Genomic DNA, 14,936 nt, shown 5'->3' with positions numbered 1-14,936 from the left:
CTTTACACAGGAAAATCGCGTTTCTATATGCGCCCTCCGCTGCCCCATGGGACTTCCACCGCAAGGCAGTGATTTTCTTAACTGAAGACCGCGGGGTTTGACCTCGTGGCGTTGGAGGTCCCTTGAATTGCACAAGCATCATCGCGCGCTGGGGCTAGCTGCCACCACTGTTGAGGCCCTGACGGGTCTTGATATCGCCGAGCGACGTCCGGTTCAGCCGGTTACCCTCGTTCGTCCGCACGCCGCCCGCCGGGCCGCCCGCTTCTTCGTGGAGAAGTTTCCGGGTCGGACCATGTATGCGGTTAAGGCGAATCCGTCGCCCGACCTCATCAAGCTCCTCTGGGAGAGCGGCGTCACGCATTACGACGTGGCCTCGATCGCTGAGGTCCGGCTCGTGCGCGGGCTCCTGCCCGAGGCGACGCTCTGCTTCATGCACCCGGTGAAGGCCGAGGAGGCGATCGAGGAGGCGTATTTCCGCCACGGCGTCCGCACCTTCTCCCTCGATACGATCGAGGAACTGGAGAAGATTATGGCGGCGACCCGCGGTGCCGAGGACCTGACCCTCTGCGTCCGCCTGAAGGTCTCGTCCGAGGACTCGAAGCTGAGCCTCGCCTCCAAGTTCGGCGCGGTGCCGGGTGAGACCAAGGAACTGCTGTTCGCAACTCGCCAGGCGGCGGATGCTCTCGGCATCTGCTTCCACGTCGGCAGCCAGGCGATGACCCCGCAGGCCTATGTTAAGGCGATGGACCGCGTGCGCGCGGCGATCGTCGAGGCTGCGGTCACCGTCGACGTCGTCGATGTCGGTGGCGGCTTTCCTTCGATCTATCCGGGTATGGAGCCGGGATCGATGGAGGCGTATTTCGACGCGATCCACACCAGCTTCGAGAGCCTGCCGATCTCCTATTCGGCGGAACTCTGGGCGGAGCCGGGTCGTGCGCTCTGTGCCGAATATGCCAGCCTGCTGGTGCGGGTGGAGAAGCGTCGTGGCGACGAACTCTACATCAACGACGGTGCCTATGGTGCGCTGTTCGACGCGGCCCATATCGGCTGGCGCTTCCCCGTCCGCCTGTTGCGCGAGCCGGAGAGCGATGTTCGGGACATGGGGTTCAGCTTTTACGGGCCGACCTGCGACGACATGGATCATATGGCAGGTCCGTTCATGCTGCCCGGCGACGTCAAGGCCGGCGACTATGTCGAGATCGGCATGCTCGGCGCCTATGGCTGCGCGATGCGGACCGGCTTCAACGGCTTCACCGCCGGGGAGACCGAGATCGTCACCGACGAGCCGATGGCGAGCCAGTATCGCGGTGCCGCGGAACGCCGCCTGTCGTCGAACGTCGTCAAGCTGTAACGCGCGACCGTCTTACTTACTCGTCTTGCCGGTGTGAGCCGGCATCTGTGACCGCGCGGGCATGGTCCCGCTTCGAACATCCCGGCCTCGGCCGGGTGACGTATCGTGTTGGAGAATCGAATGACCACCGAAGCCCCTGTCAATGACACCCGCAAGGCCGAGCTGCTTTCGACCGTCGTTGAGCATGTCGACATCAAGAGCTTCGACGCGCGCCCGATCATCGACGCTATGGGCAAGATGAGCTTTACCAGCCGCGATCTCGCCCGAGCGACCCGCATCTACAACGACATGCTGGCCGACAAGGATTGCACGATCTTCCTGGTTATCGCGGGATCGACCTCGGCCGGCGGCTGCATGGACGCCTATGCCGAACTGGTGCGCAACAACATGGTCGACGGCATCGTCGCCACCGGCGCATCGATCGTCGACATGGATTTCTTCGAAGGCCTCGGCCACAAGCACTATCAGGCGCTTGAGGTGCCGGACGACGACACGCTCCGTTCGCTCTACATCGACCGCATCTACGATACCTATATCGACGAGGAGAACCTCCAGCACGTCGACCACACGATCTTCGAGATCGCCGAGACACTGGAGCCGCGCCCCTATTCGTCTCGCGCTTTCATCCGCGAGATGGGCAAGTACCTGGTCGAGCACGGCAAGAAGGAGAACAGCCTTGTCAAGCTCGCCTACGAGCATGACGTGCCGATCTTCTGCCCGGCATTCACCGACTCGTCGGCGGGCTTTGGTCTGGTCAAGCATCAGGTCGACGCGATGAAGGCGGGTCGCCGCTACATGACGCTCGATTCGATTGCGGACTTCCGCGAATTGACCGAGATCAAGGTTCAGGCGGGTGCCACGGGCCTGCTGATGATCGGCGGAGGGGTGCCGAAGAACTTCATCCAGGACACCGTCGTCTGCGCCGAGATCCTCGGCCATGAGGACGTCGCCGTCCACAAATACGCCGTCCAGATCACTGTGGCTGACGTGCGCGACGGTGCCTGCTCCTCCTCCACGCTGCAGGAGGCGGCGAGCTGGGGCAAGGTGAACACCGCGATCGAGCAGATGGTGTTCGCCGAGGCCGGATCGGTCGTCCCCCTGCTTGCTTCGGACGCTTACCATCGCGAGCACTGGAAGAACCGCGCCGAGCGCCGTTGGGCGAAGATCTTCGACGATGCGGCATAATATACTACCAGCGCGTCACCCCGGCCGGGGCTGGGGTGACGCGCTGGTTGGATGAACCCCACCTCCAGTGCGTGAAGACTGCGTGAACGTCGGAATTGGCGGCGATCGGCCTTGCGCTCGATACATTCGTTCATGCGTGACTTTGAAGCATGCGAACGCCACCTAGGGCCGATGCTCCCCTTCACAATCCTCAACGCCGACGCGACCACTCCCATTCTGATCGTCGGCGATCATGCATCCAACCGGGTCCCTTCCGACATCACCCTCGGCCTACCTGACGAGGTGATGACCGAGCATGTCGCCGTCGACATCGGCGTTGCTCCTCTCGCGGCGGCACTCTGCGCCCGTCTTGACTGCGCGGCGTTCCTCGCCACCCTCTCGCGGCTGGTGATCGACCTCAACCGGGAGGAGGATGCCCACGGCCTCATTCCTGCGACCAGCGACGGCCGGGCCATCAGTGGCAACGTCGCCCTTGATGATAGCGGGCGCGCGGATCGCATCGCGCGGTTCTGGCGACCCTATCACGATAGACTCGCCGTTGAGATCGCGGCTCGGCGCCCGGCGATGCTCCTGTCGCTTCACAGCTTCACGCCGCGGCTGGCCACCTCCGACGAACCGCGACCCTGGCAGGTCGGCGTCCTCTACAACACCGACGACCGTGCGGCCCGCGTTGCAATCCCCTTGCTGGAGGCCGAGGGCATCGTGACAGGCGACAACCTCCCCTATTCAGGCAAGGTCCTGAACGCGACGATGAACCGTCACGGCGAAGGCAATGGCATCCCCTATCTCGGCCTTGAAGTACGGCAGGACCTAATCAGTGAAAGCACGGGCGTGATCGAATGGGCAGATCGCCTCGGCCCTATCATCGCGGAGACGCTCGCCGCGCTTGCGTGATCCCGAGGGCGGGGCCTAGAGACGCCTCGCCATGACACAGACCATCGACAAGTCCCGCCTGCCCAGCCGCTACGTCTCGGTCGGCCCGGAAAGCGCACCGCATCGCTCCTATTACTATGCGATGGGCCTGACTGAGGAGGAGATCGCCCGTCCGTTCGTCGGCGTTGTCTCCGCCGGCAATGACAGCGCGCCGTGCAACACCACCCTCGACTTCCAGGCGGAGATTGCGCGAGACTCGGTGAACGCCAATGGCGGCATGGGGCGTCGGTTCAACACCATCACCGTGACCGACGGCATTGCCATGGGCCATCAGGGCATGAAATCCAGCCTGGTCAGCCGTGAGGTGATTGCCGACTCGATCGAGCTTTCGGTGCGTGGCCATTGCTACGACGCGCTGGTCGGCTTCGCGGGTTGCGACAAGTCGCTGCCCGGCATGATGATGGCGATGCTGCGCCTGAACGTGCCGTCGATCTTCGTCTATGGCGGCTCGATCCTCCCCGGCCGCTATCAGGATCGGGACCTGACCGTCATCGACGTGTTCGAGGTCGTCGGCCGCTATGCCGCCGGCAAGTGCCCGCTGTCCGAGGTGACCGCGATCGAGAAGGCGGCCTGCCCCGGCCACGGCGCCTGCGGTGGCCAGTACACCGCCAACACCATGGCCTGCGTCGGCGAGGCGATCGGATTGTCCCTGCCGAACAGCAACATGGCGCCTGCCCCTTACAAGAGCCGCGAGGAAGTGGCGGTCGCCGCCGGCAAGCAGATCGTGGAACTCATCCGCACCAATTTGCGGCCCCGGGACATCTGCACGCGCGAAGCATTCGAGAACGCGGCGCGGATCGTCGCGGCGACCGGGGGATCGACCAACGGCGCGCTCCATCTCCCCGCCATGGCCAATGAGTGCGGCATCGAGTTCGACCTGTTTGACGTCGCCGAGATCTTCAAGACCACGCCATACATCGCCGATCTGAAGCCCGGCGGGCAGTATGTTGCGCGCGACATGCATGAGGCGGGCGGCATCTACATGCTGATGAAGACACTCGCCGCCGAGGGATTCCTGCACCTCGACTGCCTGACCGTCACCGGCAAGACACTGGGCGAGAACATCGATCAGGTGATGTGGAACCCGGACCAGAAGGTCATCTATGACGCGAAGACGCCGATCACGGCGACCGGCGGTGTCGTCGGCCTGAAGGGCAGCCTCGCCCCGGAGGGCGCGATCGTGAAGGTCGCGGGCATGAAGCGGCTGCAGTTCACCGGCACCGCCAAGGTCTTCGAGCGGGAGGAGGATGCCTTTGCCGCCGTCGAGGCGAACAGCATCGTGGACGGCGATGTGGTCGTCATCCGCTACGAGGGTCCGCGCGGCGGACCGGGGATGCGCGAGATGCTGTCCACCACCGCTGCCCTCTACGGGCAGGGTCTTGGCGAGAAGGTCGCGCTGATCACCGACGGCCGCTTTTCCGGCGGCACGCGCGGATTCTGCATCGGTCATGTCGGGCCGGAGGCCGCAGTCGGCGGGCCGATCGCCTTGGTCGAGAACGGCGACCGCATCGCGATCGATGCCGAAGCCGGCACCATCGATCTGCTGGTCGAGGAGGCGGTCCTCGCCAAGCGTCGCGAGGCGTGGCAGCCACGCATCAACGATTATCAGTCGGGCGCATTGTGGCGTTACGCGCAGAATGTCGGCCCGGCCTCCAAGGGCGCGCTGACGCATCCGGGCGCGAAGGCGGAGCGTCACGTCTTCGCCGACATCTGATAGGCCATGGCCGCGCGCCCAGTTCTGACAGCGGCGGAGATGCGTGCGGCCGAGGATGCGGCGATCGCGCGCGGGGAGACGGTCGAGAGCCTGATGGAGCGCGCCGGCCGCGCGGTGGCCGATGCCGTCGCCGGGCGTGCGAACGGGCGGGCGGTGCTTATCCTCTGCGGACCGGGCAACAATGGCGGCGACGGCTATGTCGCCGCCCGCTATCTGGCGCAGCGCCGTATTCCGGTCCGCGTCGCCTCTCTTGCGGAGCCTAGCAGCGATGCGGCACGCGCCGCGCGGCGTGCCTGGATCGGCCCGGTAGAACAACTCGAGGATGTCGCACCGGCCCCCATACTGGTCGATGCCTTGTTCGGAACTGGTCTGAGAAGACCCCTGGAACCCTCGACTAGCGAACAGATCGAGCGCCTCTCCACGGCCGCCGACCTGCGCCTGGCCGTGGACCTGCCGAGCGGTGTCGCTACCGATCACGGGACCATCCTGTCCGACGTCCCTCCCTTCGACGTCACCGTCGCACTGGGCGCTCTGAAGCCCGCGCACCTCCTCCTGCCCTCGGCACTCCTCTGCGGTCAGATCGAAACGGCCGACCTTGGCCTTACGTTCGAAAACGTCCGCACGACGCTGATCGAACGCCCCCGGCTGACCGCACCTTCGCCGCTCGACCACAAGTACACGCGGGGAAAGGTCGCGGTTATCGCAGGCGTGATGGGTGGTGCGGCCATGCTCGCCGCCACCGCCGCGCAGCGCGCCGGTGCCGGCTATGTCGAACTGATCGGCGGCGGCGAGCAGGGCGGTCCTCACGCGCTGGTGCGCCGGACCTGGTCCGCCGACGTGCTGGACGACGGGCGAACAGGTTGCGTGGTCATCGGCCCTGGACTGGGTCATGACGCCAGCGCCCGCGACAAGCTGACGGCCGCGCTCGCCAGCGGCAAGGCGCTCGTGCTCGATGCCGATGCGTTCATGCTACTTCCGTCAGATACCCGGTTGACCGACAAAGCCATACTGACACCCCACGCTGGCGAGTTCGCGCGACTGTTCGGGGACATGCCCGGATCCGCGATCGACCAGGCGCGCGCGGCGGCCGCCGCCTCTGGTGCGGTCGTCCTGCTGAAGGGTGCCGCCAGCGTGGTCGCGCATCCGGATGGCCGCGCTGCGGTAGCACCCCTCGCCCCAAGTTGGCTGGCCAGCGCCGGGACCGGCGACGTTCTTGCCGGCATCATCGGCGCGCTGATCGCCGGAGGGCGCGACCCGTTTGAGGCGGCGCAGGCGGCGCTGTGGCTCCATGCCGAGGCAGCGCGGCGGGCGGGGCCGTTCCTGATCGCCGACGACCTCGTCATCCATCTGCCCGCGGCGGCGACCGCCTGCCTGTGAGCGTCGAGATCACGAGCCTTGCCGCACGCGGGGACGGCGTGACGGAGGACGGCCGTTACGTCCCCCCCGCCGCGCCCGGTGATCGCCTGACGGACGACGGTGCGGTCCTGGCCGGCCCGTTCCGCGCCGTGCCGCCGTGCCGCCACTTTCCGACTTGCGGCGGGTGCCAGCTGCAGCACATCGACGAACCCACCCGTGCCGCCTTCACGGCCCAGCGTATCGAGGAGGCGCTGGCGGCGCAGGGTATCGCCGCTCCCGAGATCAGGACGCCGCACCTCTCCCCGCCCCGCAGCCGCCGCCGCGCCTCGCTGCGCGCGGAGCGGCGGGGCGGGCAGGTTATCATCGGCTTCAACGAGCAGGCGAGCTACCGGATCGTCGATCTTGCCGAATGCCACATCCTTCGCCCGGAGCTCTTCGCTCTGGTGGCGCCGCTGCGTCCCCTGTTGGCCGACATGATCCCGGAACGGCGCGCGGCGGACGTGCAGATGACCCTGACCGATCAGGGCGTCGACCTCATCCTGAGCGGGGTTGCGGCGGAGGGGCTGCAGGCACACGAGGCGCTGACCGCGTTCGCACAGGCGCATCACCTTGCCCGCATCTCGATCGACGACGGCCTCGGCCCGGAGACGCGATGGGAGCCGGAGGGGGTGACGGTGACGCTCGGCAATGTGCCCGTGCCCTTTCCCCCCGGCGCGTTCCTTCAGGCGACCACAGATGGTGAGGCTGCGCTGGTAGCGGCCGTACGCGAAGGCGTCGGCGAGGTGCGGACCGTGCTGGACCTCTTCGCCGGCCTCGGCACCTTCGCTCTGTCGCTGCCGGCCAAGGTGCTCGCGGCGGAGGGTGCGCGTGACGCCATCCTCGCGCTCAAGGCGGCGGCGGGACGGAGCGGGAAGCCGGTGCTGACCGATCACCGCGACCTGTTCCGTCGCCCCTACCCCGCCAAAGACATCGGCCGCTTCGACGCCGTTGTCCTCGATCCGCCGCGTGCGGGGGCGAAGGAACAGTCGCCGGAGATCGCCGCATCGGGTGTCGCACGCGTCGTCTACGTGTCGTGCAACCCGGCAACCTTCGCCCGCGATGCCAAGGCGCTGCTTGCAAGCGGGTATCGGCTCGACTGGATACTGCCGGTCGGTCAGTTCCGCTGGTCGACGCATGTCGAGCTGGTAGGGCTGTTCCTCAAGCAAGCTTAGCGAAGCCGCGTGGCCATTTGCCACCAGTCTGGATGCTGCGCCGCGATGCGCGCCGCCGCCGCATCCCGGTCAGCCTGATCCGCGTAGAGCGCGAAGCAGGTCGCGCCGGAACCCGACATGCGCGACAGCGTCGCCCCTTCGAGCGCTTCCAGAACGTCGGCGATTATCGGCTCCAGCCTGAGAGCAGGGGGCTCCAGATCGTTCCGACCCTTCTTCGCAGCAGCCAGCGGGTCGCCTCTCTCAAGCGGTCCGCGATCGTCACCGTCCCAGCCGCGATAGACCGGTGCGGTGCCGAGAGGGCGGCGCGGGTTGACGAGAAGCAGCGGCATTCCGGCAAGGTCCGCCGCGTCGATCGGGGTGACGGGGTGACCGAGGCCTTCCGCGAAGCTGGTTTGCGACAGCAGGCAGGCGGGCACATCGGCGCCGAGGCTCTCGGCGAGGCCGTCCGGCACATCCACACTCCAGAGCCGGGAGAGGAGACGCAGGGCCGCCGCCGCGTCGGCCGATCCGCCGCCCAACCCGGCGGCGATCGGCAGGCGCTTGGTCAGGCGAATTCGCGCACCCCTTCCCTGCCCCAGTCCTCGCGCCGCGCGCAGGACGAGGTTGTCCTCCTCTTCCGCCAAACCCTCGGCCAGCGGGCCGTCGATCTCCAAGGTGAGTTGATCGGCTGCCTCGGCAGTCAGCGTGTCGCCATCTTCGGCGAAGGCGAAGATCGTCTCGATCTCATGGTAGCCGTCCGCGCTCCGGCGGCGGACGTGGAGGGCGAGGTTGATCTTGGCGTAGGCGGTTTCGGCGAGGATCATCGCTGCGCGGTGACGCCGTTGCTCGGGCCGAAGTCGATTTTCGCGCGAATGCGATCGCGCCGTTCCCCTTCCGCATAGATCGCAGCGGCGCGCCAGGCATAGCGCGCTTCCAACCGCCGGCCGGCCGCCCAATATGCGTCGCCGAGATGGTCGTTGATGTCCGGGTCGGCCGGCTCTGCCTTGGCAGCCGCTTCGAGCTTGACGATGGCGCCGGGCAGGTTGCCGGTGAGATAGTAGCCCCAGCCGAGCGAATCCGTGATCGCGGCGCTGTCGGGCGCCAGCGCGCTCGCCTTCTCGACCATGCGCAGGGCGTTCGCGACATCCTCCTTGCGGTCGAGCTTGGCGTAGCCGAGATAGTTCAGCGCCACCGGCTGCTCCGGCGCGAGCCTCACCGCCTGCGCCAGATCCGCCTCCGCCGCCTTCCAGTCGCCCGCCTGCTCCAGCGCGCCGCCGCGCATCAGGTAGATCGACCAGAGATCGCTGCGTCCCGGCGTCTTCTCCGCCAGGGCAAGCGCGGAGCCGTAGGCGGCCGCCGCCTCCCGATCGCGGTCAAGCGCGGAGAGAAGGTCGCCGACGAGGATGTGGTCGGCCACGGTCGCCTCGGGCCTCACTGCCGCCGCCTGCGCAATCGCCAGCGCCTCATCCCGCCGGTCGGCGCGGGCGAGCATCTGTACGCGGCTCGCATCGGCGACATCGCGCAACGGGTCCTCTGGCGCGATCCGCTCAAGCGCAGTGAGAGCAAGGTCGGGTTTCTCCAGATTGCCGAGGATTTCGGCGGTCACCAGCCAGGTCTCGGCATTGCCGGGGTCGAGGAACGTCGCGGTGCGGCCGAGTGTCAGCGCGACGTTATTCGCCCGCTCCCGCGCGGCATCGGCGGCGACGCGGATCATCAGTTCGGCGATCCCGGCCTGCGCGTCGCCGACCGCGCCGGGCAGGTCTCCGCCCGCCGCAACGATGCTCCGGGCCCGCGCCAGAGCGCTGCCCTCTCCTTGCAGCAACGCCACGGCGGCGGTGCGATCGCCCAGCTTGACGAGCTCGGCGGCGGCACCGAGCCTCAGCCGGACCGAGCGGGCAGATGGGTTGTCGGCGAGCGCGCGGACAGCGGTGACCCCCTCCTCCTTCTTGCCGAGGGCCAGCAGCAGCCAGGCCCGGTGCTCCGCGACATAGGGAGACTCGGCGCCCTTGGTCTTGCCGGCCTGAAGCAAGGCGAGCGGATCGGCATTGCCGTTGGCGAGCCCGAGCCATGCCTGCAGCACCGAACTGGTGAAGGCGAAGGCGGGGTCGCCCGCCAGCCGGTCCGCCCAGCCGGCGGCGATCTTCCACTGCTTCGCCTCGATCGCCTGTGCGAGCAGCAGCCAGGCGATGTCGGCCGGTGGCTGCGAATCGGCGGCGAAGATCTTTGCTGCCCGTTCGACCAGCGGCCGGTCGCCTGCCAGCATCGCCTGCCGGAACAGCAGGACGGCGGTGCCCCGGTCGCCCGGAACCGCCTTCAGGATGTCGGCGAAGCGCTTCGCGGCGTCACCGGGATCGCCGACGATCGCCGCCGCGCGTGCGCGGACATAGTCGTGCTCCAGCCCCGCTGCGGGGACCGGGACGGCCTTGGCCGTAGTGGCGAGAAGGACGGGGGCGATGAGGGTGGAGGCGAGGAGCGCGGAGAGACGGAAGGGCATGCTGCTCCTGTGCGCTGAGGCCTGTGCCCATGCAAGCGGGGCCGGTCGACGGAAACAACTCGTCGCGCAGAGATAACGATCCATCAGGCATTTCGGAGCCGCGTGGTTGACGCGCGCGGGCGCGTGGCGGCTTATCCGGCGATGCGGGGGGAAGCGGCATTGCTGGCGAGCGTGATCGACTGGTGGGAGACCGCCGGGGTGGATTGCGCGGTTGCCGAGGGGCCGCGGCAGTGGTTGCGCGACGTGACGCCTGCCGCCGCCCAAGTTGCCGAGCCTACCCCCGTCATCACCGCGCCCGAGACGCTGGCGAGCTTCCCCGGTACGAGCGGCGATCCCGCCTGCGGCCTGATGATCGTCGTCGACATGCCAGACCCGGATGACGAAGCGTCGCTGCTGACCGGCCGTGCGGGCAAGCTGCTCGACCGGATGCTGGCGGCGATCGGGCTGAGCCGCGCCGACGTCTACCTCGCACCGCTGAGCGCCGAACGGACGACCACCGGGCGGATCGACCCTCGCAAGCTGGCGGAGATCGGTGGCCTCGCACGCCGACATGTCCAGCTCGCCGCACCTCGCCTTCTCGTCCTTCTCGGCGACGTGCCCTCCCGCTTGTTTCTGGGCGAGCCGGTGCCGCAGACGCGCGGTCGCCTCCACACGGCCGACATTGAGGGGCAGGCGGTCCGTGTGCTGACGAGCTTTCATCCGCGCACCCTTCTTCAACATCCGCCCGCCAAGGCCGAGGCCTGGGCGGACCTGCGGCTGATCGCGGCGGAGCGGGTGAAGTGAGAATGCTTGCTCTCGCGGTGATGCTGGCCGCCGCATCCCCGGCTCTGTCCGCCCCGGCCGAGACGATCGTGGTGACAGGTGCCGTGCCCTCGGCGCAACGGGTGCCGGCGCAGCTCACCCCGTCGCAGCGAAGCGGATATGTGGCGGTCTTCGCGGCGCTTCGGGCGGGCCGATGGGCTGACGCCAAGGCCCGGCTGGATGGGATGGAGGACGGCCCGCTGCATCCGGCCGCGCTCGCCGAGCTGTATCTGAGCACCGGCGCGCCCTCTACCAGCGCGGAGGCCATCGCCGCTTTGTTGCAGCGGGCGCCCGAACTGCCCGAGGGGGGACGGTTGGCGGCGATCGCCCGGAAGCGGGGCGTTACGGACCTGCCTGCCATACCGGAACCCCGAGCGCTCAGCGGCTTTGCCGGTGCGCCGCGACGGGAGGCGGCGCGCAGCGTCACCGGCGATGCGGCCGGGGCGCAGGCGCTGCAGCAGATCAGGCCGCTGCTGAAGGACGACCGGCCTGCGGAGGCGGAGGCCCTGCTCGCCGGGCGGAGCGGCATCGGGGACGCAGCGCTGACCGAGCTGCGCCAGCGGATCGGCTGGTCGTATCTGCTGAACGGCGACGATGCCGCTGCGTTGCGCCTCTCCCGGGTGGCGCGCGGCGGATCGGGCGAGTGGGTCGTGCCGGCCGCCTGGAGCGAGGGGCTCGCCGCCTGGCGGATGGGCGATTGCGCCGCGGCGGGCGACGCCTTCTCCTTCGCGGCCGGCCGGGGCGGCGATGCCGAGACGATGTCGGCAGGCCTGTTCTGGGCGGCGCGGGCGGACATGGCCTGCGGGCGGGCGGACCGGGTGCAGGCGCGGCTGCGCAGCGCGGCGCGGCTGGGCGAGACGTTCTACGGCCTGCTCGCCCGCCATCTTCTGGGGATGAGCCTGCCGGCCGCCGAGACGAAGCCGGACTTTATCCGCGCCGACTTCACCACCGTGGCGGACCGCCCGAACATCCGCACCGCCGCCGCACTGGTGGAGATCGGCGAGCTGGGTCTCGCCGACCAGTTCCTGCGGCATCAGGCGCGGATCGGGACGGATCAGGACCATGCCGCTTTGCTCCGTGTCGCCGCGCGGCTGAACCTGCCGGCGACGCAGATCTGGCTGGCGCATAACGGGCCGAGCGGATCCCGCCCCGATGCCGCCGCCCGCTATCCGGCGCCCAACTGGCTGCCCGAGGGCGGCTGGCGGGTGGATCGCGCGCTCGTCTTCGCCCATGCGCTTCAGGAATCGGCCTTTCGCACCGATGCGGTCAGCCGCGCGGGTGCGCGCGGGCTGATGCAGGTGCTGCCGACCACGGTGCAACTGATGGCGAAGCGGCGGGGCACGGCGATGGCGGGCGATCTCGCGGACCCGGTCTTCAACATGGAGTGCGGGCAGACCTATCTCGAACAGCTCCGTGACGGATCGGCGACGGGCGGGCTGCTGCCGAAGGTCATCGCCGCCTACAATGCGGGGCCGGGTGCCATCGCGCGGTGGAACGCCGGCGCGCGCGACGAGAGCGATCCGCTGATGTTCATCGAGACGATCCCCTATGCGGAAACGCGCGGCTACGTCACACTCGTCCTCCGCAACTACTGGATGTACCAGGCGCAGGCGGAGACGGCATCGCCCAGCCTGGACGCGATCGCGCAGGGCATGTGGCCGCGTTTCCCCGGCCTTCCCGGCGCGACGGCGGTTCGCCGCCAGGGTGCGGGCGCGTTCGCGAGCAACGCCGCACCCGCCGCCGGAGCGCCCTGACCCGGCCAAAAGGCCTCGGAAAGTCGCAAAGGTCGCACCTCAACGCGCGCGCGTACACACGCGTATACGCGCGGGAACTCATTCCGCGACTTCGATCGCCACAGCCAGCTCGTTTCCGGCCGGATCGCGGAACTGAAAGCGGCGGCCGCCCGGGAAGGAGAACGCTTGCCTGGTGATCGTGCCGCCAGCTTCGATCACCGCCTGCTCGACCGCTTCGAGGTCATCGACCAGGATGACGGGCAGCGGAGCGAACGTCTTTTCCGCCGGATCGGCCTGCAGCCCGATGTCTCCCTCGCCCATCGTCGTGCAGGCATAAGTCGGCCCATAGGCCGTGATCTTCATCGCGAAGGCTTGCTCGTAAAAGCGACCGGTCGCCGCCGCATCGGCAACGGGCAGTTCGACAAAGCTGATCCTGGCCATGCACAATCTCCATTGTTCTTGCTTTGTTCTGGTCAAAATGCTAGTCTTTGTCAATGGTCGAGTCTCATCCTCCTGCGCGTGGCGCGACCGGGAACGCGGTCAGCGGGCGGTTCAACCTGCCCGCGCGGGAGAGCGATGGCGACTGGCTGGACGATCGCGCCGGGGTCGATGGCGAGGCCCCGCCGCCCCGCACCACCGTCACCATCGAGCAGGCGCGGACGATCATCACCCGCAACCAGTCGCCGGATGTCGGCTTCGACCGCTCGATCAACCCGTATCGGGGCTGCGAGCATGGCTGCATCTACTGCTTCGCCCGGCCCACCCATGCCTTTCACGACCTGTCGCCCGGTCTCGATTTCGAGACGCATCTCTTCGCCAAGCCCGATGCGGCGAAGCTGCTCCGCCGCGAGCTCGGCCGGCCGAATTACGAGGTGCGGCCGATCGCATTCGGCACCAACACCGACCCCTATCAGCCGATCGAGAGCAGATGGCAGATCACCCGCGCGTGTATCGAGGTGCTGGCCGAAACCCGCCACCCGCTGACCATCACCACAAAGTCCGATCGCGTCACCCGCGACATCGACCTGCTCGCGCCGATGGCGGCGGACGGGCTCGCCTCGGTCGCGCTGTCGATCACCTCGATGGACCCGAAGATCGCGCGCACGTTGGAGCCGCGCGCGCCGCGCCCCGAAAAGCGGCTGGCGGCGGTGCGGGCGCTGAGCGAGGCCGGCATCCCCGTCTTCGTGTCGATCGCGCCGGTGGTCCCCGCGATCACCGATCACGAGATGGAGACGCTGGTCGACGCGGCGGCGGCGGCGGGGGCGAAAGGCGTGTTCTTCCTGCCCGTCCGCCTGCCGCACGAGGTCTCGCCCTTGTTCCGCGCCTGGCTCGACGCGCATTTCCCCGACCGCGCGGGCAAGGTGATGGCAATCATCCAGTCCCTTCGCGACGGCCGCGACAACGATCCCGATTTCTTCAGCCGGATGCGCGGCAGGGGACCCTGGGCCGAACTGCTGCGCACGCGTTTCCGCATCGCTTGCGCGCGGCATGGCTTCAAGCGCGAGCGGATGGGCGGGCGCACCGATCTTTTCGTGCCGCCGACGCTGGCGGGGCGGCAGATGTCACTGTTCTGACCCGATCGACCTTGATCCATGCGCGCGGAACGTGCGAGCAGGGTCGGGCGGAGGACAGTGTGGCAGAAGAGCAGATCGAGACCGAACGCCTGATCCTGCGCCGCCACCGGCTGTCGGATTTCGACGCGAGCCTGGCGCTTTCCCGCGATTCCGAGGTCATGCGCTTCATCGGCGGATCGTCCTCGCCGGAGGACGCGTGGAACCGGCTGCTCCGCTATGCCGGGCATTGGGACCTTCTCGGCTACGGCATGTACGTGATCGAGGAGAAGGCGACCGGCGCGGTGATCGGCGACACGGGCATCGCGGATTTCCATCGCGGCCTCGGCGCCGATTTCGATGGCCGGTACGAGATGGCCTGGGTCCTGGCGCGCCAGGCGCATGGCAAGGGTTACGCGACCGAGGCAGCGAAGGCGGCGCTGGCAGCCTTCGACGCCGCCCATCCCGGCGCGCGGACCGTGTGCATCATCAATCCGTTCAACGAGCCCTCGCTCCGCGTCGCGGACCGCCTCGGCTTCCGCCGCTTCGGAGAGGCGGTGTACAAGGGCGCGTCGGTCATCATGTTCGAGCGCAAAAGCTCGCTCAGCGCGGCGGCCTGAGCGGGCGCC

The 14,936-nt window shown here is 68.3% G+C and carries 13 protein-coding genes; 10 read left to right on the top strand and 3 right to left on the bottom strand.

The genetic code is table 11. The annotated features are described in order from the left end of the window. Window positions 1-127 precede the first annotated feature (127 nt). The 6 genes from ACM608_RS07445 to ACM608_RS07420 all read left to right on the top strand — a co-directional run bounded on the left by ACM608_RS07445 (window position 128) and on the right by ACM608_RS07420 (window position 7,750). Entirely contained in the window at window positions 128-1,351 is a 1,224-nt protein-coding gene (locus ACM608_RS07445) for a type III PLP-dependent enzyme (RefSeq protein ID WP_419682611.1), read from the top strand. Window positions 1,352-1,471: 120 nt separating this feature from the next. Continuing rightward, a complete protein-coding gene (locus tag ACM608_RS07440; RefSeq protein WP_419682610.1) occupies window positions 1,472-2,536 on the top strand; it encodes a 1,9-bis(guanidino)-5-aza-nonane synthase in 1,065 nt (354 codons plus the stop codon). A 171-nt stretch (window positions 2,537-2,707) separates the two neighbouring features. Then, window positions 2,708-3,430: an N-formylglutamate amidohydrolase gene (locus tag ACM608_RS07435; RefSeq protein WP_419682609.1), complete on the top strand. Its 723-nt coding sequence runs from the start codon at window positions 2,708-2,710 to the stop codon at window positions 3,428-3,430. A 31-nt stretch (window positions 3,431-3,461) separates the two neighbouring features. Continuing rightward, complete coding sequence (gene ilvD, locus ACM608_RS07430; RefSeq protein ID WP_419682608.1) at window positions 3,462-5,183, top strand: dihydroxy-acid dehydratase; 1,722 nt, start codon at window positions 3,462-3,464, stop codon at window positions 5,181-5,183. A gap of 6 nt (window positions 5,184-5,189) precedes the next feature. Continuing rightward, window positions 5,190-6,560: an NAD(P)H-hydrate dehydratase gene (locus ACM608_RS07425; RefSeq protein WP_419682607.1), complete on the top strand. Its 1,371-nt coding sequence runs from the start codon at window positions 5,190-5,192 to the stop codon at window positions 6,558-6,560. Further along, window positions 6,557-7,750, top strand: a complete 1,194-nt coding sequence (locus tag ACM608_RS07420; protein ID WP_419682606.1) for a class I SAM-dependent RNA methyltransferase — start codon at window positions 6,557-6,559, stop codon at window positions 7,748-7,750. The genes ACM608_RS07425 and ACM608_RS07420 overlap by 4 nt, the downstream gene beginning before the upstream one ends. Here the strand turns inward: ACM608_RS07420 and ACM608_RS07415 are convergent. Both ACM608_RS07415 and ACM608_RS07410 read right to left on the bottom strand, forming a co-directional pair. Then, window positions 7,747-8,553 (bottom strand): 4-(cytidine 5'-diphospho)-2-C-methyl-D-erythritol kinase, encoded by an 807-nt coding sequence (locus tag ACM608_RS07415; RefSeq protein ID WP_419682605.1) that lies wholly within the window; start codon window positions 8,551-8,553, stop codon window positions 7,747-7,749. The genes ACM608_RS07420 and ACM608_RS07415 overlap by 4 nt on opposite strands. Then, window positions 8,550-10,223, bottom strand: a complete 1,674-nt coding sequence (locus tag ACM608_RS07410; protein ID WP_419682604.1) for a hypothetical protein — start codon at window positions 10,221-10,223, stop codon at window positions 8,550-8,552. The genes ACM608_RS07415 and ACM608_RS07410 overlap by 4 nt, the downstream gene beginning before the upstream one ends. A gap of 102 nt (window positions 10,224-10,325) precedes the next feature. On the opposite strand from ACM608_RS07410, the gene ACM608_RS07405 reads away from it, so the two are divergent. Next, window positions 10,326-11,006, top strand: a complete 681-nt coding sequence (locus ACM608_RS07405) for a uracil-DNA glycosylase (RefSeq protein WP_419682603.1) — start codon at window positions 10,326-10,328, stop codon at window positions 11,004-11,006. Between the two features lie 2 nt (window positions 11,007-11,008). After that, window positions 11,009-12,778: a transglycosylase SLT domain-containing protein gene (locus tag ACM608_RS07400; protein WP_419685127.1), complete on the top strand. Its 1,770-nt coding sequence runs from the start codon at window positions 11,009-11,011 to the stop codon at window positions 12,776-12,778. Between the two features lie 78 nt (window positions 12,779-12,856). Here the strand turns inward: ACM608_RS07400 and ACM608_RS07395 are convergent, their stop codons facing one another. Further along, on the bottom strand, window positions 12,857-13,198 hold the full coding sequence (locus ACM608_RS07395) for a VOC family protein (protein ID WP_419682602.1): 342 nt from the start codon (window positions 13,196-13,198) through the stop codon (window positions 12,857-12,859). Between the two features lie 53 nt (window positions 13,199-13,251). Here ACM608_RS07395 and ACM608_RS07390 point away from each other — a divergent pair, with 53 nt between their 5' ends. Together ACM608_RS07390 and ACM608_RS07385 are read left to right on the top strand one after the other, a co-directional pair. Continuing rightward, entirely contained in the window at window positions 13,252-14,331 is a 1,080-nt protein-coding gene (locus tag ACM608_RS07390; protein ID WP_419682601.1) for a PA0069 family radical SAM protein, read from the top strand. Window positions 14,332-14,390: 59 nt separating this feature from the next. Next, window positions 14,391-14,927 carry a GNAT family N-acetyltransferase gene (locus tag ACM608_RS07385; protein ID WP_419682600.1) on the top strand — a complete coding sequence of 179 codons (537 nt, stop codon included), beginning with the start codon at window positions 14,391-14,393 and terminating at the stop codon, window positions 14,925-14,927. Window positions 14,928-14,936: the final 9 nt, after the last annotated feature.

It is taken from the genome of Sphingomonas sp. ID0503 (assembly GCF_048565625.1).
Classification (GTDB): domain Bacteria; phylum Pseudomonadota; class Alphaproteobacteria; order Sphingomonadales; family Sphingomonadaceae; genus JBLZUR01.
Note: the sequence above shows the minus strand (reverse complement) of the source record. Positions and strands in the feature narration are given on the sequence as shown.

Coding starts and splice junctions, on each gene's coding strand:
- ACM608_RS07440 (WP_419682610.1), top strand. CDS start 1,472: ATGACCACCGAAGCCCCTGTCAATGACACCCGCAAGGCCGAGCTGCTT.
- ACM608_RS07435 (WP_419682609.1), top strand. CDS start 2,708: ATGCTCCCCTTCACAATCCTCAACGCCGACGCGACCACTCCCATTCTG.
- ilvD (WP_419682608.1), top strand. CDS start 3,462: ATGACACAGACCATCGACAAGTCCCGCCTGCCCAGCCGCTACGTCTCG.
- ACM608_RS07425 (WP_419682607.1), top strand. CDS start 5,190: ATGGCCGCGCGCCCAGTTCTGACAGCGGCGGAGATGCGTGCGGCCGAG.
- ACM608_RS07415 (WP_419682605.1), bottom strand. CDS start 8,553: ATGATCCTCGCCGAAACCGCCTACGCCAAGATCAACCTCGCCCTCCAC.
- ACM608_RS07410 (WP_419682604.1), bottom strand. CDS start 10,223: ATGCCCTTCCGTCTCTCCGCGCTCCTCGCCTCCACCCTCATCGCCCCC.
- ACM608_RS07400 (WP_419685127.1), top strand. CDS start 11,009: ATGCTTGCTCTCGCGGTGATGCTGGCCGCCGCATCCCCGGCTCTGTCC.
- ACM608_RS07395 (WP_419682602.1), bottom strand. CDS start 13,198: ATGGCCAGGATCAGCTTTGTCGAACTGCCCGTTGCCGATGCGGCGGCG.
- ACM608_RS07390 (WP_419682601.1), top strand. CDS start 13,252: ATGGTCGAGTCTCATCCTCCTGCGCGTGGCGCGACCGGGAACGCGGTC.